The following is a 20555-nucleotide window of genomic DNA, read 5'->3' on the forward strand; positions in this document are numbered from 1 at the left end:
ATTATTTTGTCATTACATTTTTTGTCATTTCGACTTGAAGGGAAGCAAGAGATGCTATGAGTTGGCGTGTCATTACAAAAAAACAACGGGTTTTTATACGGTAAAAATTATTTTTTTCTCGATTAAAATTGACCCTGTGTACATGGAAATAGCTGACGAGCTTTTTATACAAAACTCATCATCAAAAATACAAAAGCGCAATCCAAAGATTGCGCTTTTGTCATTAAACCGCAATGATTACGGGCAGTTAAGATCTTTATCATGTACGCCCAACAGGTATAACACCCCGTCTAAACCCACGCTTGAAATCGCCTGATTGGCATTCTTACGCACTAGTGGTTTGGCTCGGAAAGCAACGCCTAAACCTGCCATGGAGAGCATTGGTAAATCATTAGCACCATCCCCTACGGCAATGGTTTGTTCTGGCGAAATTCCCATATTATCTGCGAGCTCACGTAATAAAAATGCTTTACGCGCACCATCCACAATATGCCCTTTCACTTCACCTGTGACAACGCCATCTTCTACATCCAGAATGTTGGCATGCACTTCATCAATGCCAAGTTTGGCTTGCAAATATTCTGCAAAGTACTGGAATCCACCTGATAGAATTGCAGTTCTGTAACCCAATGATTTTAAAGTCGTAATAAGACGTTCTGCACCTTCAGTAATGGTCAAACGCTCTGCGATTCTAGGCAGCACTGAAGCATCTAGACCTTTAAGTAAGGCAACACGCGCACGGAAACTTTGCTGAAAATCCAGCTCACCCTGCATGGCACGCTCGGTAATTTCTGCGACTTGTTCGCCCACACCTGCTTCGATTGCCAACTCATCAATGACTTCTTGCTCAATCAGCGTCGAATCCATATCAAAGCACACTAAACGGCTATTACGGCGGTAAGCATTATCCTCTTGCACGGCTACATCAATGCTCAGCTCAGACGATAAACTTAAGCAGGCTGCGCGCATGGCAGTGGCATCCAGCATTTGTCCACTTAAACCAAACTGTACACATGAACGTTTTGGTCCTTCAGACTGGCTTTGTAACTGTGGACGACCTGATAAACGAGTCACAGTTTCAATGTTGAAACCTTGATTAGACACAATATTGGTAACAGCTTGTAAATGCGCGGCAGTCAGTTCTGGTGCCAAAGCCGTGACAATATAGCGTGTCCGCCCACCTTCACTCACCCATTGATCATATTCTGATGAAGAGATGGGTTTAAAGCGCACTGTTAAGCCGATATCATGTGCTAGAATCAGAATTTCCTTCATGGCTAATGCTGTTGCAGTCTGGTCATCTGACGAAACAACAATACCTAGAGTCAGTTGATTATGGATGACGGCTTGTCCAACATCTAGAATTTGTAAGGAATGAGTGGACAATACCTGCATTAATCGGGTGAATTGATTAGGCTGGTCGGGTCCCAAAAATGATATAAGAATGATTTCTCGCATGAATTGACTCGGGTCTGAGCTACAACTATTGTGAGAATCATAATCGAATTTGAATAGAATTGCCTTGGAAGTTTACGTTGAATGCGCCTAGACAAGGGCTATTTGCTAGCCTACTGATAATAAGTTTTGCACTTCATACCTTTTTATTGGTGATTGCAACCACTCACCAACTGAATGAAAACCGTGCGAATCAGGGACAGTTGATGACCAGCCAATTGGTCACAGACAGTTTATCGGAACTTGAACCTGCCAATACGGTTTCACTGGCGTTATTGGTAAATCGTTACGCCACCAATCCAAGTGTAGCCTCTATTCGAATTTTAGATGGCGCCAATCAGGTCTTGGCGACGGGTGGTATATCCAAAACCCGTGATGGTGAAGTTTTTGTTCGTGATGCCTTACAAAATGAGAAAAAAGTCGGCACCATTGAAATCACCCTGATTCAACCAAGTATTGGTGAAATCTTGCGAACCCAATGGCTCGCGATTTTATTCTCGTTCTTTATTCATGGTCTGTTGTGGTTAGCGTATCGCGCCATTGCACGTCCAAGCCGCTCGGAATATTTGGCACGTATTAACAATGAATCCCGTTTAAAACATGAGATTCAAGCCTTAACGCAGGCTTTGGAACAAGAGAAGCACAATGCGGCTTTAACCATTGCACAGGCACAACAACAATTCCAAAATAAGAACAAGCCCAAAGAAATCAAGCCTGTGATTGTAGATGATTGTTCTGTTGCACTGAATATTCAATATTATGATCCGAAGCAGTTGCTTGAGTCTGTGAACCAGACCGTCTCGGTACCTTATTTTAATTTGTGCCAGATTTTCTTAAATAAAACCATTGAACTGGCAGTTCAGCATTACAAATTAAATCGTTCTGACATTAGCACTGTACAACAGTTTAATGCGCAAGGTGCCACCATTACCCTATCAGCAGAAATGCCTGATGCCGTACCGTGTCTGGCAATGATTGGCACGGTATTCCAGTTGCTTTCAGATGTGCTGTACAAACGTTACCGTGAAGAAAAACGTTTCGTGTTGCAGACTCGCTGTGCCATCTCCTCTTCTGTTGAAGCGATGCAACTGTCTGCGGTACAAGCAGCTGAACGTTTGGTACACCAACTTTCTGCCAAAGAAAGTGCGGTGCATTTAAGCAACGAATTGTTAAAACAAATCAGCGACCATTATGACTTGGTCTCTTTGCCAAATCCGACCAATGTTTTAACCCGTCATGCCTTTATGGTGAATGGCATAGACAGCAGCGTTGCTGAACTGGCGCAAAGCATTCGAACCGAAATTTTAAAAGGCAAGCAATCCAAAGCCTCTTAAGTAAAAAGCCTGACAGTTGTCAGGCTTTTTTTTATCTCTTCTACGAATATAAATACGCCTAAATTTTCTGCTGGCTCTTATTCATTAAAAATTCCTGCGCCGAATGTGGAATCTGTCCTTCAGGCGCTTGGGCTTTTAACCACTCTCCAGAAGCTTGTAATTCCCAAGTTCCTTGTTGATCCGACAGATAGCTCAGTAAGCCATCTTGCAAAATCCGCTTTTTAATCTTCGGATCTAAAATCGGGAAACAGGTTTCGACCCGTGAAAATAAATTACGTCCCATCCAGTCAGCACTGGCACAGTACAATTTCTTTTCCCCACCCTGCTCAAAATAATACACGCGGGTATGTTCCAAAAAACGTCCCACAATTGATCGCACCCGAATATTTTCAGACAATCCTGCCAGTTGCGGCACCAGACAACATATGGAACGGATAATCAGGTCAATTTTCACCCCAGCCTGTGATGCTCGATACAGGGCCGTAATCAATTGCGGTTCGGTCAGGGCATTCACCTTGATGATAATGCGCGCGGTTTTGCCTGCTTGCGCATATTCAATTTCCTGCTCAATCAACTTGAGTAATTCAGCATGTAAGGTAAATGGCGCATGCAGCAAGGTTTTTAATTTTGCCATTTTTCCCATGCCCGTCAGTTCTTGGAACATACGGTGTACATCTTCACAGATATCGGGTTGCGTGGTCATCAAGCCATAATCGGTATACAACTTGGCATTGCCCGCATGATAGTTGCCAGTGCCTAAATGCACATAACGCACTAATTGCTGTTCTTCACGACGCACGATTAAAATCATTTTGGCATGGGTTTTATAACCCACAATGCCATACACCACCACTGCGCCTGCTTCTTGCAATACATTGGCAACGGTAATGTTGGACTCTTCATCAAAACGTGCACGAAGTTCAATTACCGCAGTGACTTCTTTACCATTACGTGCCGCTTCTGCCAGCACTTGTACAATCTCGGAATCGGGTCCGCTGCGATACAAGGTCTGTTTAATTGCCAACACATTCGGATCTTTTGCAGCTTCGCGCAATAAACTGATCACAGGCTGAAAAGAATCGAAAGGATGATGCAATAACACATCGTCCTTCTTCAAAATATCAAAAATGGACTGTTGCTTACGAAATACCTTTGGAATGACGGGATTAAACACAGGGTATTTTAAGTCAGGACGATTAAAATTGGTGCACAAGCGTGATAGATTAATCGGACCTTGAATTAAATATAATTGTTGTTGATCTAAGTCAAATTGATCCAGCAAATAGTTCACAATTTCACATGGACAATCGTCTTCAATTTCTAACCGCACTGCACGCCCAAATCGGCGCGAAGATAATTCATCTTTCAACGCGACTGCCAAATCATCGACATCTTCAGCCAAAATCAGGTCAGCATTACGGGTCACACGAAAAGCATAACACCCTGTGGCTTTCATCCCAGGAAACAAGTCACTGATATGTTGCTGAATAATGGCGGTCAGAAAAATTTGCTCTTCTTGCCCTTCCACACTTTCAGGCAAACTGATTAAACGGGGTAAAGAACGCGGTGCAGGTACAATCGCCAATTCTATCTCGCGTCCAAAGGCATCTTTACCTTCCAGACTGACAATAAAATTCAGGCTTTTATTGACCAAGCGTGGAAATGGATGTGATGGATCGAGGCTAATCGGGGTCAATACGGGTTGAACCTGTTTGGCAAAATACGCGGCAATCCACGCTTTATGCTTTTCCAAGATGTCTTGGTACTGAATAAAATGAATGCCCAAACCCTGTAACTGCGGCAAAATGGCATGATTTAAAATATCGTACTGTTCTTGCACCGCCTGATGAACCCGTTGTGACAGCTCTGCCAACACCACATCGGTGGGAATTGCATCGGGCATGCGCGTCAGGGCGTTTAAATCCTGCTGCTTCATTAAACCCGCAACACGAATCTCAAAAAACTCGTCCAAATTGCGGGAAAAAATAATCAAAAAGTTGAGTCGCTCTAAAAGCGGTAAATCCGTATTTCGGGCTTGCGCCAAAACCCGTCGATTAAACTCCAATAATGCCAATTCACGATTAAAATAAGTTTCTGATGAATGTTGAAAATTTTCCATTTTCTCTCAATATGGTTGATTTTTTATCAACACTTTACCCTCTGTGCTTGGCATCTTAGATTGGGTTTATGACGGTTGTGTTACACTCAAAAAAAACCCGATGCACTGCCTATTTTTTATACTTAATGTTAAAATTTTATCAAATTTTGAGAATTTAAATCGAATGCTGCTGTGTTTCTGACTTCTGCGGTGAGTTTTTTCTCGCCCAATAGGTGGCCAATAAAGGACCTGAAATATTATGCCACAAACTAAAAATAGCACTGGGTAATGCAGTCAGAGGGGCTGTCGCAAAATGAACTGCTGCCAATGCCACGCCTAAGCCTGAGTTTTGCATCCCGACTTCTATTGCCACAGCCTTACTATCGGTATACGTTAAACGCAAAAAGCGGCTGCTCCAGAACCCTATCAAATATCCTAAGCCATTATGCAGGGCAACCACCGCAAAGATGAGTAAGCCAGAATGTAAGATCTGCGCTTTACTGCCGCCAATAATCGCCGCCACAATCAACACAATCGCAATAACCGAAATCAGCGGCATCACCTGAATATACTGTTGCGCCTGCTGCTTGAACAAACTGCGAATCACCAAACCTAAAACTATCGGCAACAACACCACTTGTAAAATGGAGCTCAGCATCGACCATGCATTAATTTCAATCCATTGGCTCGCCAACAGATAGAAAATAAAGGGCGTCAGCACAGGTGCCAATAAAGTCGATACCGCAGTGCAAGCCACAGACAGCGCGGTATTGCCCTTTGCCATATAGGTAATCACATTGGAAGCCGTTCCCCCTGGGCAACAACCGACCAAAATTACCCCAACCGCAAGTTCAGCAGGCAACTGAAATACTATGCACAGCAGATAAGCCAAGATGGGCATTACCACAAACTGCGCCACCACACCCACGCACACGGCTTTCGGGGTTTGCAATACCGCTTTAAAATCGTCGAGCTGCATGGTCATGCCCATTCCCAGCATAATAATGCCAAGCATCCACGGGATATAGGCTTTGAGCCAAACAAAGGCTTCGGGCAGAATCAACGCGATGCCTGCAAATAACACCACCCACAAGGCAAAAGTTTTCTGAATAAAACGGCTCAATTGCAAAAATGCAGACATGCGCAAACTCAACAGCTGGACAAAGGGAAAATCAGATCAGCAACAGTATCAGCTTATGCTGCAGCAAAAATATCTTTTAGATAAATCCGCTTTACTCCCGCAGCTAACATATCTTGCCAAACGTGTTGCAGCGAGCCATTCAAGTCAATCGCCTTGGTGGCATCCGCAATAACATAGGTTTTAAAACCCAACTGGCTGGCATCAATGGCTGTCCACGCCACGCAAAAATCTGTCGCAATCCCCACGATATAGACCGTGTCGATACCCCGTGCTGTTAAATAGCCTGCCAGACCAGTTGTAGTTTGACGATCGGCTTCCATAAAGGCCGAATAGCTATCAATATCGCGATGGGTACCTTTACGAATAATTAACTGGGCTTGAGGTAAATCAAGATCGGGATGAAAATCGGCATCATGACTGCCTTGTACACAATGCGCAGGCCACAATACCTGTGTGCCATAAGGCAGTTGAATCTGCTCAAAAGCCTGTTTACCAACATGATTCTCTGCAAAAGAAATATGCTGTGCAGGATGCCAGTCTTGAGTCAAAATGATTTGCTCAAAATAAGCACCCAGTTGATTAATTTTTGGAATAATTTGGTCCGCATGGGCAACTGCTAGATTTCCGCCAGGGGTAAATCCATTTTGTACATCCACGACAATCAGGGCTTTCTTGTTTTGCATGTCGGTGTGGCTCGCTGTTTGTTTTTGATTGTGGGCTAGCATATAACAAAACCACAGCCTTGTAGTGAACGAAGTCGTCTCCATCCATCGCTTCGCTACAAAAGCAAATAGCCCGTCATAACGGGCTATCCATGAAGCATAATATTGATTAAGCTGTAGTTTTTTGTAGTCGCTGTACCAAAATCAACATCAACAACGCTGAAATCACAATACATGGGATGGCTGCGGACACTACGCCTGTTGCACCAAAGCCTGCGGCGAGCAATTGCCCTGCAATGGTCGGACCTAGCATCGCACCAATACGTCCCACTGCCGAAGCCATGCCCACACCTGTACCGCGTAATTCTGTTGGGTAAACAATACTACCGAAAGCATAGAGTACGCCCTGACAACCAATCACGAATGCGCCGACCAATGCCGATGCCAAATACATTTGCGTAAGCGAAGCGGCTGCATTCAGTGCAAATAGACCTGCTAAAATGCCGCCATACATTAACAAAATGACATAGGCTTTTTTCCAGCGGTCAGTCAGCATGCCTAAAATAACCGTACCGACTGTCGCACTTAACATAAAGTAAAACTGTGCCGTACTGCCTTCTTTGCGAGAAAAGCCGAGTTCCATAAACAAAGACGGTAACCAGCTCAGCATGATGTACACCACCATCAAGGTGAAGAAATAGCTCACCCAGATTAAGCCTGTACGCATCAGATTATGTCGATTAAACAAATCTTGAAAAGTGGCTGGTGCCGCAGTGTTATCTTCAGCGCGGGTTTGTGCTTTTAAGAATTCACGCGACTCAGGTAAAAACTTGATCATGATTGGCAGCACAATGATCGGAAGCAGTCCACCCAAATAGAAAATGTTTTTCCAATTCGAACCAAAATCCAGACTGGCGATATAGGATAAAATAGCGGCACCCATAGGCATACCACAATACATCAACCCAACCGCACGCCCACGCTTTTCAGGACTCACCGCTTCGGAAGCCAATGTAATCAATAACGGCATGGCGGCACCTAAGCCCGCACCCGCCAAAAAACGGACCAGCAATAAACTATAAAAACTGTTGACCCATACCGTACATAAGGTAAAGACCGCAAACACCGCAACCGACCAGACTAATACGGTTTTACGTCCTATACGGTCTGCAAAACGTCCGCCGACCAAAGCCCCAGGCAAAAGACCTAAAATGCCCGCACTAAAAAAAACGCCCAACTGGGAACTGTCTAAGGCAAAATGTTCACGAATCCCTGCTGCGGCAATCCCTGCTGCCTGAATATCCAACCCTTCAATGACAGCAATTAAAAAGCAAATGGCAACCGTAATGACTGAGTGCTGCTTGTCTGATGATGCATTCATCTCAAAATCCTTGTTCTAACCCCTCCAACCAGCAATCATCATCTGTGAAGCACGCATTTTAATTAACTCGTCTTAAGTGGAAGATTTTTGGTCTTTTTTTATCGATTAAGAGATAAATCACATTTTATGCGTTCAGTCGGTCTAGTCGTAAAAACAATTAATTCAAATGAAATTTGACTAAATTAGTCAACAATTCAACATAACATGAAGCACTTAGCATAGCGTTTCAGAATATTGAGTTATCGTTAAAATTTATGATTGGCGTTATATTTAGGGATCATTTAGCTCAAATTTATGCAGACCAAATAGTGCTATAAACTCTTGATTAAGTCCTATAAGCTCTTAATCTTGTTTATTTTTCTACAATCAATCTTTAAAAAATAAAATTTCGGTTGGCAGTTTAAAACTGTATTTTGTAATTTTACTGCAATTTATTTTTGCTTTTTTTAAAGTTTTGAGTCGCTTTGACTAAAGCATATTGTTCTTCATCGCTTGTTCAGTCATAATTTGCGTAAGCATTATTCAATTCGCCATAATCTTATTGAAATTGCTATAAATCAAAATACGCACCCATCCACCTCACGTTTTTCACCTCACTGGATGGACAAATAGGATATTTTTTCAAAATGACTCAGCAAGCACAGATCATTCAAGGCTCAATAGTCGCAATCGTCACCCCAATGTTTGAAGATGGCAGCGTAGATTGGAAGGGTCTTGAGAAGCTCGTTGAGTGGCACATAGAACAGGGAACAAATAGTATTGTTGCAGTTGGAACAACTGGTGAAGCTTCTACATTAAGCATGGCTGAACATACACAAGTGATTAAAGAAGTCATTCGTGTAGCGAACAAACGTATTCCGATTATTGCTGGCACTGGTGCAAACTCAACACGCGAAGCGATTGAACTGACAAAAGAAGCAAAACAACTGGGTGCTGACGCAGCGCTATTGGTCACCCCTTACTACAATAAACCTACCCAAGAAGGCTTATATCAGCATTATAAAGCAATTGCTGAAGCTGTTGATTTACCTCAAATCCTGTATAACGTACCTGGTCGTACTGGCGTCGACTTGGCGAATGAAACCGTCATTCGCCTTGCAGATATCCCTCAAATTGTTGGGATTAAAGATGCCACAGGTGATGTTCCGCGTGGTCAAGCGCTAATTAAAGGCTTAGCTGGCAAAGACATGCTCGTGTACTCAGGTGATGATGCAACTGCATACCAGTTAATCGAACATGGTGCTAAAGGTAACATTTCGGTAACTGCAAACGTTGCACCGAAACAAATGAGCGAAGTGTGTGCTGTTGCAATTGCAGGTGATGCTGCGCGTGCAGAAGAACTGAATGCGCAAGTTGCAAATTTACACAATATTCTATTTTGTGAATCGAACCCAATTCCTGTGAAATGGGCGCTACACGAAATGGGCTTAATTGGTACGGGCATTCGCTTACCATTAACACCTCTTGCAGAACAATACCGCGCACCGCTTCGTGAAGCGTTGGTTGCGACAGGTATAATCAAATAAAGAGCACTATATTATGCAGTTACGTTTAGGTTTAACCCTTGCACTTTCAGTATTCAGTTTAGCGGGTTGTAGTTCACTGGCAGTTAGCAACAAATCTTTGAACTATAAAGAAACAGCAACCCTCGAACCTCTACAATATCCTGAAGGGTCAATGGTTCGTCCAGCAACGCCACTGTATCCAGCACCAACGGTTGAACCACTTGCGATTCAACATGCGCCAAAGCTTGAAAATAGCAAGGGCAACCGTTTTGCTCTGCCTCGCCCAGATGTTGCTGCGCCAAACAGCTCAACAACCGCTGCTTCAGAACAAAATGCTGTGCTCGGTCGTCCGCAATTATTGACTGATGGAAATCAAAATCCATTGCTCAAAATTGACGGAAATTCTGATACAATTTGGCAGTATACACTTGCCACGCTCAGCAGCCTGAACCAGAACATTGTAGGTCAAAGTAAAAACCGTTACGAAGTAACGCTTAAAATCGATCAGCAGATCTACGTACTACGACTTACATCAATAGGTTCAAGTCATAACTTGGCAGTGTTTAATGCCGATAACAGCTTTGCAGATAAAGAAAAAGCTGCAGAACTGTTAACCCAGATTTACCAAAACTGGCCGGCCTAGATCATACTAGGCATTTTTTTTTGCAAAAGGTTCCCCCATGTTAAAACAAACCTTGCTCTATACTGGTAAAGCGAAATCTGTGTATGAAACAGATAGTCAAGACCACCTGATTTTAGTATTTCGTGATGATGCCTCTGCGTTCAATGGCGAAAAAATCGAACAACTAGATCGTAAAGGCAAGGTGAACAACCGTTTTAACGCCTTTATCATGGAGCAACTGGCTGCTGCTGGCATTGAAACTCATTTTGAAAAATTACTTTCTCCAACTGAAGTGTTGGTAAAGAAATTAGACATGATTCCTGTGGAATGTGTGATTCGTAACTATGCAGCGGGTTCATTGTGCCGTCGCTTAGGTGTTGAAGAAGGCAAAGAACTCACTCCTCCAACATTCGAATTGTTCTTCAAAGACGATGCGCTTGGCGATCCAATGGTCAATGAATCTCAAGCGATTGCTTTAGGTTGGGCAACTGCTCCGCAACTTGAAAAAATGAAAGAACTCACTTACCAAGTGAACAACGTTCTTAAAGCGCTTTTCGACAAAGGCAACATGATTTTGGTCGACTTCAAACTTGAGTTTGGTGTATTCCATGACCGTATCGTGTTAGGTGACGAATTCTCTCCAGACGGTTGCCGTCTATGGGACAAAGACACCAAGAAAAAATTAGACAAAGACCGTTTCCGCCAAGGTTTAGGTGGTGTGGTTGAAGCTTATGAAGAAGTTGCTACACGTATTGGCATCGATCTTTCAGACATCTAATCCTGTCTCAAGCTTCAAAATAAAAAACCGAGTCTGATGGCTCGGTTTTTTATGCGTTGAATTAAATACTTTCCACTTTCTATAACTTTAATTGAATCTGATCAATCTTCTTTTTTTATACTTGGACACGTAAATCTTTGGTGGTGTCCATCACCAATAAACTGGTAATTGATGAAATGGATGGAATGGTACCTAAGACATCGGTATGAAACTTTTTATAGGATTTAATATCCGTCACTTCAACCCTGAGTAAATACTCCACCGCTCCAGTAATGGTGTGACATTCAGTGACTTCAGGTGCGCTATCAATCACGTCTTCGAAATGCTTTAAACATGCCTTGGAATGACTCGACAAGCCAATGGTCACATAGACGATCAAGCCAATACCTAACAGGGAACGATCTATAATGGCTTTATAACCCTTGATCACGCCCCTTTTTTCTAATTCCTGTACCCGTCTTAGACAGGCAGATGCAGACAAACCGACACGTTCTGCAAGTTTGGCATTGGTGATATGTGCATCGCTTTCAAGCTCACACAATATTCTTCGGTCTAAGCGGTCTAATTCAATCATTTATTGCAGTTTATTTAAATTTTAAGCTCAATATACAATCAAATTGTGTCTATTCAACAATAAAATTCTTTTTTATTTTCCGTTTTATATCCGCATGAACAGCAGCCTTTTTATCTCTTATTTGCTTTTTTGTTTGGTCATGACCAGTACCCCCGGTCCCAATAATGCCTTGGTCATGCTTTCAGGTGCACGTTTTGGACTCAAGAAAACCCTGCCTTTAATTTTAGGCATTGCCTGTGGTGTCGCCTTACAACTGATCGCGATTGGGATGGGACTGAATCAAATGTTTCTATGGTTCCCTAAGCTTCAATTGCTCTTAAGTCTGATCGGAACCGCCTATATTTTGTGGCTGGCATGGAAAATTGCGATGAGTAGTCCGCTACAGATCAAGCTTGAAGAAAAACCCGCCATGGGCTTTGTACAAGGCGCAATTTTTCAGTGGGTCAACCCCAAAGCATGGATCATGTCGATCAGCACCATTGCCACCTACTTTGCGGTCAACCATCAATTTAGTGCCATTGTGTATGCTGCCTTAATTTTGCTCTTGATTTCAATTCCATGTGTCGGCATTTGGGCGGTTGCAGGCAAGTTTTTACGTCGTCTACTCATGCAGCCCAAATTTTCCTTCATTTTCAATCTCAGTATGGCACTCGCTTTGCTGGTCGCAGTCTTACCTGCTTGCTTACAATTTATCAAACTGCATGCTTAAATCGCTGATTGGATATACATTTGAGTAAGATTATTAAGTAAAACTGTAAAAAAAAGCAGCAACTGTGTACGCCATAGCGTACACAGCTTCAAGATTTTTCCCACTATGTGCTGTATTGGCTTTTAAATATGATGGAGGATTGCAAATAGGATGTTGCAAAACAAAATGAATCGAACCCGTAAAAATGCCCGAATTTCCACCAATATAAAGGTGGAAAGCTGAATAAACCACCAATAAATGGAAGTTTTGGTATATATGTTGCTTTTATTTCAAAGCAAAAGGTGGAGTAAGTTTTGTCTTCGTCTTATTTTTTTGAAATTTGATTTTTTACGGATGCTATATTTACGATGAAAAGCTGGCAAAAGAAAGTTTTACTTTCAACTACATTAATGCTGACAGCTCTTGGCAGCACTGTACAAGCCAAAGAATGGAAAGTCATTCGTTTCGGTACAGAATCCTCTTATGCACCTTTTGAATATAAAACTCCTGACAACAAGTTGGTGGGTTTTGACATCGATTTAGGTAATGCCATTTGTGCCGAATTAAAAGCCAAATGTGTCTGGGTAGAAAACTCATTTGACGGCATGATTCCTGCACTCAAAGCGAAAAAATTTGATGGTATCTTGTCTTCGATGACCGTTACTGCGGATCGTTCGAAGCAAATCGCATTCAGTAATAAAATCTACAACACACCAACGCGCATGGTTGCGAAGAAGGGTTCTCCATTACAACCAACCGTGGCTTCACTCAAAGGCAAACGTGTTGGTGTACAACAAGGAACCATCCAAGAAGGCTATGCGAAAGCCTATTGGGCGCCTAAAGGCGTGAATGTCGTTCCTTATCCAAACCAAGACGTACTTTACCAAGACATGGTGTCTGGGCGTCTAGATGCAACATTACAAGATGCAATTATGGTCGATGGCGGCTTCTTGAAATCACCTAAGGGCAAAGCCTTTGCCTTTGCGGGTGGCAACGTGGTAGACGTGAAAACACTGGGTGCAGGTGCTGCGATTGGTTTGCGTAAAGAAGATGTAGAGCTTAAACGAGATATCGATAAAGCTTTAGCTGCGATTATTGCCAACGGAACATACAAAAAACTTGAGAAGAAGTACTTCTCGTTCAGCATTTATTGATGACAAAAAAGTGTCGGTTTTATACCGGCACTTTTTCTATCTCACTGAGTTACATCAATATCTTCTTTACCGCTTTTACTCGGAGTAGATGAGTATGTTTTTGTCTGGTTATGGTCCCGTGTTGCTTGAGGGCACTTGGATGACCATACAGCTTGCATTGTTATCACTGTTACTTTCCATCGTGATTGGATTGATTGGTGCAAGTTCTAAACTCTCTAGTCTAAAAATTGTCCGCAATATTGCGACTGCGTATACCACCCTCATTCGTAGTGTTCCTGATCTGGTGATCATGCTACTGATGTTTTACAGCCTGCAGCTGGGTCTCAATTCAATTACAGAATCTCTGAACATGGATCAGATTGACATCAATCCATTTGTTGCAGGTGTAATTACCTTGGGCTTTATTTATGGCGCGTATTTTACCGAAACATTTCGTGGTGCATTTCAAGCTGTACCCAAGGGTCAAATGGAAGCTGCTTTCGCTTATGGCATGACCCCATTGCAAGTGTTTCGACGTGTCCTCTTTCCACAAATGATGCGTTTTGCCTTGCCGGGAATTGGTAACAACTGGCAAGTACTGATTAAAGCCACGGCTTTGGTCTCGTTGATTGGCTTAACCGACATTGTGAAAATTACCCAAGATGCCGGTCGTAGCACCATGGACGTCTTTTATTTCAGTGTGATTGCTGCGGTCATCTATCTTGCAATTACCACGGTTTCGAATCTGATCCTGATGTGGTTGGAACGTCGTTATTCTGTTGGCGTGAAAAAGGGACAACTATGATTGAAATTCTTCAACAATATTGGCAGTCGTACCTTTGGACCGATGGTTTTCAAATGACAGGCGTTGCTATGACGGCATGGCTGTTGGTGCTTTCCATTGCCATCGGCTTTGTCATGGCGGTGCCGTTATCGATTGCGCGCGTATCAGAAAATCCTTTTTTACGCCTGCCTGTTTGGCTGTACACCTATATCTTCCGCGGTACGCCACTGTATGTGCAACTCCTGATTATTTACACTGGTATTTATAGCCTCGAATACATTCATGCGCATGAACGCCTAGATGAATTCTTCCGCGAAGGATTGAACTGTACCATTTTGGCTTTTGCCCTGAATACCGCAGCCTACACCACGGAAATTTTTGCAGGCGCCATTCGCTCTATTCCTTATGGCGAAATTGAGGCAGCACGCGCATTTGGTATGTCTCCGTGGAAGCGTTATACCCGTATTATCATTCCATCCATGTTACGCCGCGCATTGCCGTTCTATGGCAATGAAGTCATTTTAATGCTGCATGCGACCACCATTGCCTTTACCGCAACTGTGCCTGATATTTTGAAAATTGCACGAGATGTAAATGCGGCAACCTATGCCACCTTTGATGCCTTTGGTATCGCGGCAATCTTGTACGCATGTTTGGCATTTATCTTGATTTGGATATTCCGCAAATTGGAACAACGTTGGTTGGCATTTTTAAAACCATCGAATCATTAGGAGAAACATAGATGGAAAACTCAGCAAAACTGGTGATTCGTGATTTACATAAAACCTTTGGCGACAATGAAGTACTTAAAGGGGTGTCACTGGATGCCAATGCAGGCGATGTGATCAGTATTATTGGATCTTCGGGTTCAGGTAAAAGTACTTTTCTTCGTTGTATCAACTTCTTAGAACAACCGAGTCAAGGTTCGATTCAACTGAATGGCGAACAACTGGACACAGTAATCGACAAATCAGGCAATCTTAAGGCTACCAGTCCACGCCAACTGCAAAAAATGCGTACCCAGCTGATGATGGTATTCCAGCATTTCAATTTATGGTCACATATGACTGTATTGGAAAACATCGTGGAAGGTCCGATTCATGTTTTGGGCTTAAAACGTGCAGAAGCTGAAGAACGTGCACGCAAATACTTAAGAAAAGTCGGGCTGGCTGAAAGTGTAGAAGGTAAATATCCATCCTTCTTATCTGGTGGACAACAGCAACGGGTTGCAATTGCACGTGCTTTGGCCATGGAACCTGAAGTGATGTTGTTTGATGAACCAACCAGTGCACTAGATCCTGAGTTGGTTGGTGAAGTGTTGAAAGTCATGCAAAGTTTGGCTGAAGAAGGTCGAACCATGATTGTGGTCACGCATGAAATGGGCTTTGCAAAACATGTCTCCAATCATGTGATTTTCCTGCATCAAGGCAAAATTGAAGAACAAGGCGACCCGAAAATTGTGCTCACTCAACCTAAAAGTGAGCGCTTAAAGCAATTTTTAGAAGGCAACTTTAAATAATTCACTTTGTAGGCTAAAGCTTACAAAGATTCGAGACGATGTCCTCTATGTCGCTCTGCATGTTTTGCATATGATGGGGACATAGAGAACAGGATGTTCCAACACATAAAACAATAATCATAAGTGACACCACCAGGATGTGAGGTACGACAGGAGTTATACCTAATTAACGCATACGAAAAAGCCCGACAGGATGTCGGGCTTTTTTTATATCTATAAGTAATCTCTTACTGCTGCTGTTGTTCTTGCATCCAACGGCGTTGCTGTAAACGCTCGCCTTCCACTTCCCGCTTATTACGTGCCGATTCGTACAACTTGGTGCCTTTTAATTCAGGTGGCAAATACTCTTGCAGCACAAAATGCTCAGGATAATTATGCGGATAGAGATAGTCCACCCCATAGCCCTGCTGCTTCATCAATTTGGTTGGCGCATTGCGTAAATGTAATGGTACAGGCAAATTCGCAGTTCTTTCTGCCAAATCCAAAGCCTTATTGATTGCTAAATAAGTACTGTTACTTTTGGCACTGGTCGCCAGATACACCGCACATTGCCCCAGAATAATCCGAGCCTCAGGCATGCCGACCGCTTGAACAGAACGGAAGCACTCGCCTGCCAATAGTAATGCATTCGGATTGGAGTTCCCGATGTCTTCCGAAGCGGAAATAAGCATGCGACGTGCAATGAATACAGGGTCTTCGCCGCCCTTTAACATTCGTGCCATCCAATACAAAGCCGCATCGGGGTCGCTACCACGAATAGACTTAATAAAAGCCGAAACCAAATCATAATGTTGCTCGCCCGATTTGTCATAACGGGCAATATTTTGCTGAGCAACTTTGACCACAATGGCATTGGTGATGATGTTTTCGACATCGGCTTCAAAGGTACTGGCAATCAGATCCAATAAATTCAATGCCTTCCGCGCATCACCAGCGGCAAACTGAATTAAGGCATCAAACTCCTCAATCTGGATGTAGCGTTGTTTTAAAAATGAATCTTGTTGCACCGCGCGCAGAATCAGTTCCTGAATCGCCTCATTCGTGAGTGCATTTAAGGTATAGACCTGACAACGCGACAATAAGGCACTGTTCACCTCAAAAGATGGATTTTCGGTGGTTGCACCAATCAGGGTAATTTTGCCTTTCTCTACCGCATTCAATAATGCATCTTGCTGAGACTTATTAAAGCGATGGATTTCATCAATAAACACCACTGGCGTGAGTAAATCGCCACTTTCTGCAATAATTTCCCGTAGTTCTTTGACACCTGTATTCAATGCCGACAGACTGACAAAAGTACGGTCCACCGCCTGCGCCAACAATAAAGCAATGGTAGTTTTGCCCACTCCTGGCGGTCCCCAGAAAATAATCGAAGGCAAATGTCCTTGATCAATCATCTGACGTAACGGTGCCTGTTCTCCCAATAGGTGATCTTGCCCAATAATTTCAGACAAATCACGAGGACGAAGACGTTCTGGAAGTGGAATCTGGGTGTCTGACATACGGTTATTTCAGCCAATAAGTGTGGCTCTAGTCTACACTGGAATGGCAATCAGACTGAACACCTGAATGCTGAAGATCCGCCTAGAATAAGCTATAGTTCAAAACATCCAGCAAAGATGCCGAGAACATTTGCCCATGACTGCGATTTGGATACAGCAATAACTTGCTTTGTACCCCACGCTGTTCAAAGCTGGCGATCACTTGGCGGTTATCTTGAACTGTATTCGGATTAAAATTCGGGCTAGCGCGTCCTTGATGCTGGGCAGCCAAATCCCCTTCCATGACCCATAAGGTTGACGTCTGAACTGCGGCTGCCGCTTTGCTTTGTAGTTTGTTCATCATCCGTGCATCCGCCCAAGACAAGGATGGACTTGCCGCAAAATAGTGACTGAAATACTGAGCATGCAACAGACTGTCCAGCACAAATAAGCCGCCATAAGAATGCCCCCACAAAGCTTGCCGCTGAGGGTCTAATTGCACTTGAGAAGCCACCCACGGTTGGATCTGTTGTAGCAACACTTCACGGAATTGCGCACTACCACCACTTAAACGTTCGGGCTGATGTGGATCTGCCGATATTTTTCCTGTCGCATCCGCAGGGGTATAGTCCAAGGCACGTGCTGCTGTATCAAATGGTCGATTGGTGTCATAACCGATTGCTACCAAGACGGGTGCCTGATGAATACTGAGTTTTTGCAGCAGCTCTTCGCTTAAATAGGACATCGCAGAATTACCATCCAGCATAAATAATGCGGGAGCTGGCTTTGCTTGGGACTGTACGGTACGCGGCAGCCCTAACCAGACCTTATAGCGACGTTGCTGATCTGCGGAACTGAAATAACGAATCTGAAACTGATAATACGCTGAACCTGTATCCGCAATATTGGGAGCTAAGGCAGTGAGACTCGGTTTCGCCTGTAGCTGGGTGGTCAGCGCAAAAAAGCTCAAACACATCCAGCCTGCCATTAGCACAGCTTTAATACGAACAGTCGACATCTCAATTTCTCAGGAATAAGCGGGCATGCTCACACTAATAAGATTAAGAATTATTATCAATAAAGTCCAGATAATGAATTAGCGTACCCACCGCACAATATAGTCATCAATCTCATCTTCATTCACTTCGGTTTCTGAAATACAGCGTCCCGCAGCTGATTTTCTGGCTTTAATGACACTCTGCCGAGAACCCGTATTCAAATAATGCCACGAAGGTAAATTTTTGCCTTCACTCAGCCGTCGATAAGCACAACTGGCTGGCAACCAGTGGATTTGTTCTAATTTTTCTGGGGTGAGTTGAATACAGTCAGGTACATATTGCAACCGCTCTGGATAATTGCTACAGCGCGCACTGCTGCAATCTAATAACTTGCACGCCACTTTGGTATACGCCACTTCATGCGTATCTTCATCTTCCAATTTCACCAGACAGCATAAGCCACAGCCATCACATAAAGCCTCCCATTCCTGTGAATTCAGGGCTTCAAGCGGGTATTTTTTCCAGAACTGCGGGCGTAATTCACTAGTCATGGTCAGCATAAATTAAAAATAACATGACCATTATATCAATAAACTCCTGCAACAATGCAGCAATCTCATTTACGTTAAATCATAGGCTTACTATAAGACATGAACACTTTTTAGACAAAAGCTCAACACTCTGAATGCCTACCCGAACCTATACTGATTATAAGACAACAAAAACATGGAGAAGACTTATGTTCCGTTGGGCTATTATTTTTGCAGTGATTGCATTAATTGCAAGCTTACTCGGCTTTGGTGGTGTTGCAGGGCTATCCAAAGACTTCGCAGTGATCTTATTGGTCATTGCTGTCATTTTAGCCATCATTGGCTTTATCTCAAGAGGGAAAGCTTAGAATACGGTCATCAGGTTAACTCAAAAAAGAAGGATTTTTCCTTCTTTTTTTGTCTTAAATTTTAGCCATTTATACATAAAAATAAGCAGCTATGCGTTATTTCCAATATTTTATCGATAAATTTTATACCAAAAATAATATTAATTATCATGCAATTAAATTCAAAAAAACAAATTCATTGATGTTTTTTTACACTTCTTTGCGCTGTCGACATCAATTTTTAAAAATCATTGATTATTTTTATGCTTTAATCAGATCATTCTGATACGCAATAATACTAAGGACTAAAGGATGACCAGCAACATTCAGACACGCGAAATCGAATATACCGCAGCAGACGGTACTCGCCTGATTGGATATTTTGCCGCACCAAGCACTGCGGCACCTGTTGCAGGCGTATTGGTCGCACCTGAATGGTGGGGACGCAATGCATATACCGAACAACGTGCGCGTGAACTAGCGGAACATGGTTATGCAGCCTTAGCAATTGATATGTATGGCGATAAAAAAGTGACTTCCTCTGCGGCACAAGCCAGCGAATGGATGATGCAAACCTTTCAGACACCAGACACCATTGTGACTCGTGCGTCAGCAGGATTAGCAGCGTTGGCTGCACAAAACGAGGTAAATGCAGATAAACTGGCTGCAATTGGCTTTTGCTATGGCGGTAAAGTCATGCTGGATTTGGCGCGCTCTGGTGCAGATTTACAAGCCGTCGTGACCTTCCATGCCAACCTTTCAGCGCAAACCCCTGCTCAAGTGGGTCAGGTCAAAGCTGAAATCTTGGTTCTGCATGGCGAACTCGACAGCATGGTCAGCCTAGATGATGTGGCACATTTCCGTGAAGAAATGTATGCCGCGCAAGTACCGCATGACGTGATTGTATTTGAAGATGCCAAGCACGGGTTTAGTAACCCTGAAGCCGATGAGAAAGCCAAAGCCAATGGTGTTGACTTAGGCTACAATGCTGAAGCAGAGCGCCAAGGACTTGAAGCAATGTACGAATTGCTTCAACGTCGTTTAGGCGAATAAAAAGTAGAAAAGTAGATGCTGGATTGATCCTGCATCCATTTTAAATTTTGATTGATTTTTTAAGAGGACAAGATAATGACTGAGAACAACTGCCCATACTGCCATTTTGATGAGTTTGATATCATCGATAGAAATGAGTTTGGTGTCATTTTGCCTGAGCCGAATGCACTCTCTAAAGGACATTGCGTCATTATCCCTCTACGCCATGTCAGCTCTTTCTTTGACATCACGGACAAAGAACGTAAAAGCTTAATGTCGTTGTTAGAACTGGCGCGTAACGAGTTAAAACTGCGTCATCAGCCTTCAGGTTTCCACGTGGGTTTTAATGATGGCAGCGTGTTTGGCGATGCCTCTGAACACCTACATATTCATATTATTCCACGTTATGAAGAGCAACCCCTTAAACTGGATTCGCGCTGGGGTATGTTAAGCGAAGCTTAATTGCCTTTCTGACCTATAAAAAAATGATGCT

The 20555-nt window shown here is 43.2% G+C and carries 21 protein-coding genes; 12 read left to right on the forward strand and 9 right to left on the reverse strand.

The annotated features are described in order from the left end of the window. Window positions 1–237: 237 nt before the first annotated feature. A complete protein-coding gene (gene serB / locus MKI85_RS05005; RefSeq protein WP_241625576.1) occupies window positions 238–1458 on the reverse strand; it encodes a phosphoserine phosphatase SerB in 1221 nt (406 codons plus the stop codon). 77 nt (window positions 1459–1535) lie between these two features. Between serB and MKI85_RS05010 the strand changes: the two genes are divergently transcribed. Next, the gene (locus tag MKI85_RS05010) at window positions 1536–2789 is read left to right on the forward strand and encodes a hypothetical protein (RefSeq protein ID WP_241625577.1); all 1254 of its coding nucleotides are present in this window, start codon (window positions 1536–1538) and stop codon (window positions 2787–2789) included. A 58-nt stretch (window positions 2790–2847) separates the two neighbouring features. On the opposite strand, the gene ppk1 is transcribed toward MKI85_RS05010, so the two are convergent. From ppk1 to mhpT, 4 genes are all read right to left on the reverse strand, one after another. Continuing rightward, a complete protein-coding gene (ppk1, locus tag MKI85_RS05015; protein WP_241625580.1) occupies window positions 2848–4908 on the reverse strand; it encodes a polyphosphate kinase 1 in 2061 nt (686 codons plus the stop codon). A 154-nt stretch (window positions 4909–5062) separates the two neighbouring features. Further along, window positions 5063–6028, reverse strand: coding sequence for a bile acid:sodium symporter family protein (locus MKI85_RS05020; protein WP_241625583.1), 966 nt, complete (start codon window positions 6026–6028; stop codon window positions 5063–5065). A gap of 53 nt (window positions 6029–6081) precedes the next feature. After that, entirely contained in the window at window positions 6082–6711 is a 630-nt protein-coding gene (gene pncA / locus MKI85_RS05025) for a bifunctional nicotinamidase/pyrazinamidase (protein ID WP_241625659.1), read from the reverse strand. 148 nt (window positions 6712–6859) lie between these two features. Continuing rightward, window positions 6860–8071 carry a 3-(3-hydroxy-phenyl)propionate transporter MhpT gene (gene mhpT, locus MKI85_RS05030; protein WP_241625584.1) on the reverse strand — a complete coding sequence of 404 codons (1212 nt, stop codon included), beginning with the start codon at window positions 8069–8071 and terminating at the stop codon, window positions 6860–6862. A 626-nt stretch (window positions 8072–8697) separates the two neighbouring features. Between mhpT and dapA the strand changes: the two genes are divergently transcribed. Genes dapA through purC form a run of 3 tightly spaced genes read left to right on the forward strand, consistent with a single transcriptional unit; the run spans window position 8698 to window position 10976 of the window. Then, entirely contained in the window at window positions 8698–9597 is a 900-nt protein-coding gene (gene dapA, locus MKI85_RS05035; protein WP_241625586.1) for a 4-hydroxy-tetrahydrodipicolinate synthase, read from the forward strand. A gap of 13 nt (window positions 9598–9610) precedes the next feature. After that, window positions 9611–10219: a lipoprotein-34 precursor (NlpB) gene (locus MKI85_RS05040; RefSeq protein WP_241625588.1), complete on the forward strand. Its 609-nt coding sequence runs from the start codon at window positions 9611–9613 to the stop codon at window positions 10217–10219. A gap of 37 nt (window positions 10220–10256) precedes the next feature. Beyond that, the gene (gene purC, locus MKI85_RS05045) at window positions 10257–10976 is read left to right on the forward strand and encodes a phosphoribosylaminoimidazolesuccinocarboxamide synthase (protein WP_241625591.1); all 720 of its coding nucleotides are present in this window, start codon (window positions 10257–10259) and stop codon (window positions 10974–10976) included. A 115-nt stretch (window positions 10977–11091) separates the two neighbouring features. Here the strand turns inward: purC and MKI85_RS05050 are convergent, their stop codons facing one another. After that, window positions 11092–11550, reverse strand: a complete 459-nt coding sequence (locus MKI85_RS05050) for an Lrp/AsnC family transcriptional regulator (RefSeq protein ID WP_241625593.1) — start codon at window positions 11548–11550, stop codon at window positions 11092–11094. Between the two features lie 139 nt (window positions 11551–11689). Here MKI85_RS05050 and MKI85_RS05055 point away from each other — a divergent pair, with 139 nt between their 5' ends. The 5 genes from MKI85_RS05055 to MKI85_RS05075 all read left to right on the forward strand — a co-directional run bounded on the left by MKI85_RS05055 (window position 11690) and on the right by MKI85_RS05075 (window position 15674). After that, on the forward strand, window positions 11690–12259 hold the full coding sequence (locus MKI85_RS05055; RefSeq protein WP_241625596.1) for a LysE family translocator: 570 nt from the start codon (window positions 11690–11692) through the stop codon (window positions 12257–12259). Window positions 12260–12606: 347 nt separating this feature from the next. Next, window positions 12607–13392, forward strand: coding sequence for an ABC transporter substrate-binding protein (locus MKI85_RS05060; RefSeq protein ID WP_100241115.1), 786 nt, complete (start codon window positions 12607–12609; stop codon window positions 13390–13392). Between the two features lie 94 nt (window positions 13393–13486). Then, window positions 13487–14176 carry an ABC transporter permease gene (locus MKI85_RS05065; protein WP_100241114.1) on the forward strand — a complete coding sequence of 230 codons (690 nt, stop codon included), beginning with the start codon at window positions 13487–13489 and terminating at the stop codon, window positions 14174–14176. Continuing rightward, window positions 14173–14886: an ABC transporter permease gene (locus MKI85_RS05070; RefSeq protein ID WP_241625598.1), complete on the forward strand. Its 714-nt coding sequence runs from the start codon at window positions 14173–14175 to the stop codon at window positions 14884–14886. The genes MKI85_RS05065 and MKI85_RS05070 overlap by 4 nt, the downstream gene beginning before the upstream one ends. 11 nt (window positions 14887–14897) lie before the next feature. Next, complete coding sequence (locus tag MKI85_RS05075; RefSeq protein ID WP_241625600.1) at window positions 14898–15674, forward strand: ABC transporter ATP-binding protein; 777 nt, start codon at window positions 14898–14900, stop codon at window positions 15672–15674. A gap of 227 nt (window positions 15675–15901) precedes the next feature. Here the strand turns inward: MKI85_RS05075 and MKI85_RS05080 are convergent, their stop codons facing one another. The 3 genes from MKI85_RS05080 to MKI85_RS05090 form a co-directional block, all read right to left on the reverse strand. After that, entirely contained in the window at window positions 15902–17176 is a 1275-nt protein-coding gene (locus MKI85_RS05080; RefSeq protein ID WP_241625602.1) for a replication-associated recombination protein A, read from the reverse strand. Window positions 17177–17258: 82 nt separating this feature from the next. Then, on the reverse strand, window positions 17259–18173 hold the full coding sequence (locus MKI85_RS05085; RefSeq protein ID WP_241625604.1) for an alpha/beta hydrolase: 915 nt from the start codon (window positions 18171–18173) through the stop codon (window positions 17259–17261). 78 nt (window positions 18174–18251) lie between these two features. Then, window positions 18252–18704, reverse strand: coding sequence for a YcgN family cysteine cluster protein (locus MKI85_RS05090; RefSeq protein WP_413351728.1), 453 nt, complete (start codon window positions 18702–18704; stop codon window positions 18252–18254). 188 nt (window positions 18705–18892) lie between these two features. Here MKI85_RS05090 and MKI85_RS05095 point away from each other — a divergent pair, with 188 nt between their 5' ends. The 3 genes from MKI85_RS05095 (at window position 18893) to MKI85_RS05105 (ending at window position 20524) form a co-directional block, all read left to right on the forward strand. Beyond that, window positions 18893–19051 (forward strand): DUF1328 domain-containing protein, encoded by a 159-nt coding sequence (locus tag MKI85_RS05095; protein WP_241625608.1) that lies wholly within the window; start codon window positions 18893–18895, stop codon window positions 19049–19051. A gap of 291 nt (window positions 19052–19342) precedes the next feature. Beyond that, window positions 19343–20083 carry a dienelactone hydrolase family protein gene (locus MKI85_RS05100; RefSeq protein WP_241625610.1) on the forward strand — a complete coding sequence of 247 codons (741 nt, stop codon included), beginning with the start codon at window positions 19343–19345 and terminating at the stop codon, window positions 20081–20083. A gap of 75 nt (window positions 20084–20158) precedes the next feature. After that, a complete protein-coding gene (locus MKI85_RS05105; RefSeq protein ID WP_241625612.1) occupies window positions 20159–20524 on the forward strand; it encodes an HIT family protein in 366 nt (121 codons plus the stop codon). Window positions 20525–20555: the final 31 nt, after the last annotated feature.

Origin of the sequence: Acinetobacter zhairuonensis, assembly GCF_022601715.1 — a bacterium.
In the GTDB taxonomy this organism is placed as follows: domain Bacteria; phylum Pseudomonadota; class Gammaproteobacteria; order Pseudomonadales; family Moraxellaceae; genus Acinetobacter.